The sequence below is a fragment of the Pantoea sp. R102 genome (genome assembly GCF_004916815.1).
In the GTDB taxonomy this organism is placed as follows: Bacteria; Pseudomonadota; Gammaproteobacteria; order Enterobacterales; family Enterobacteriaceae; genus Pantoea; species Pantoea dispersa.
The window spans coordinates 1-1,089 of record NZ_SDFT01000307.1 but is presented as its reverse complement, the minus strand read 5'-3'; the positions used below and the strand labels follow the sequence as shown (position 1 = coordinate 1,089).

The 1,089-nt window shown below is 49.8% G+C and carries 3 protein-coding genes; 2 read left to right on the top strand and 1 reads right to left on the bottom strand.

Annotation, left to right across the window (positions count from 1 at the left end):
• A partial coding sequence (locus ERD80_RS22255) for a magnesium chelatase domain-containing protein (protein ID WP_282183396.1) occupies positions 1–348 on the bottom strand: 348 nt, incomplete at its 3' end.
• A 328-nt stretch (positions 349–676) separates the two neighbouring features.
• On the opposite strand from ERD80_RS22255, the gene ilvL reads away from it, so the two are divergent.
• Positions 677–775, top strand: a complete 99-nt coding sequence (gene ilvL, locus ERD80_RS22250; protein ID WP_071813600.1) for an ilv operon leader peptide — start codon at positions 677–679, stop codon at positions 773–775.
• 149 nt (positions 776–924) lie between these two features.
• A partial coding sequence (locus tag ERD80_RS22245; protein WP_248295892.1) for a thiamine pyrophosphate-binding protein occupies positions 925–1,089 on the top strand: 165 nt, incomplete at its 3' end.

Here is a 1,089-nt window from a genome sequence, read left to right as displayed (position 1 = left end):
CAGCGCGCCGTTTAGCGCCAGCTCACCCAGGAACTCATAATGGGCCAGCTTATCGCCTGGCAGCTGCTCTGAGGCCGCGAGAATGGCGATAGCGATCGGCAGGTCGTAGCGCCCACCCTCTTTAGGTAAATCAGCTGGCGCGAGATTAATGGTGACGCGCTTCGCCGGAAAGGTGAAACCGCTATTGATAATGGCGCTGCGCACGCGTTCGCGGGCTTCTTTGACGGTAGTTTCCGGCAGACCAACCAGTGTCAATGCTGGCAGACCGTTGCTGATATGCACTTCAATCGTCACCAGTGGAGCCTGCACTCCGAGCGCCGCGCGTGTTAATACTTTCGATAAAGACATAACCGCTCCTTGTTGCCTTTATCCTTGCTGAAAAAAATCCACACGGCGACCGCTGAAACTATCATCCTGAAGCGGTATTCAGGAAAATCGCTGCGCTTTTCATCCTGTTCATTAATTTTCGCAGCCAGATCGCAAAAGCAAAATAACGGTTGCGTCGCGGGCGTAATGAATAATTATCACAAATGCGAATAACCTTTTACTTACAAAGCGATAACGCACGTCAGCTGCGCGCGTCATAAAATTTTCCGATGAAAATTATTGTAAATCCCCTGCTAACTATGGTAACTCTGTAGGTATTACTTCGAACTAACGAAAAAACAGACGACACATGAAAGCCCTTCTACAAGTGATTAGCCTAGTCGTGATTAGCGTGGTGGTGATTATTAACCCACCGTGCGGGGCTACGCTTGGAGAAAGAAAGGCTTAAAAATCAAGCCTGGAATTCGAAAAACCCCCGCACCGTAAGGTCCGGGGGTTTTTTTTCGACCAGACGAAATATCAGCGAATCAGCGAGGAACAGATTATGAGCAGTAGCATAAAATTCTGTTGTTCCAACAGGAATACAGGAGAATAACCATGACAGGTGCACAGTGGGTAGTTCAGGCTTTACGCGCGCAGGGTGTCGACACAGTGTTTGGTTATCCTGGCGGAGCAATCATGCCAGTGTACGATGCGCTCTACGATGGCGGCGTGGAACATCTACTGTGTCGTCATGAACAAGGTGCGGTGATGGCAGCGATC

What these genes read in the sequence shown, in the direction of transcription:
- ilvL (WP_071813600.1), top strand. Translation starts at nt 677, where the DNA reads ATGAAAGCCCTTCTACAAGTGATTAGCCTAGTCGTGATTAGCGTGGTG.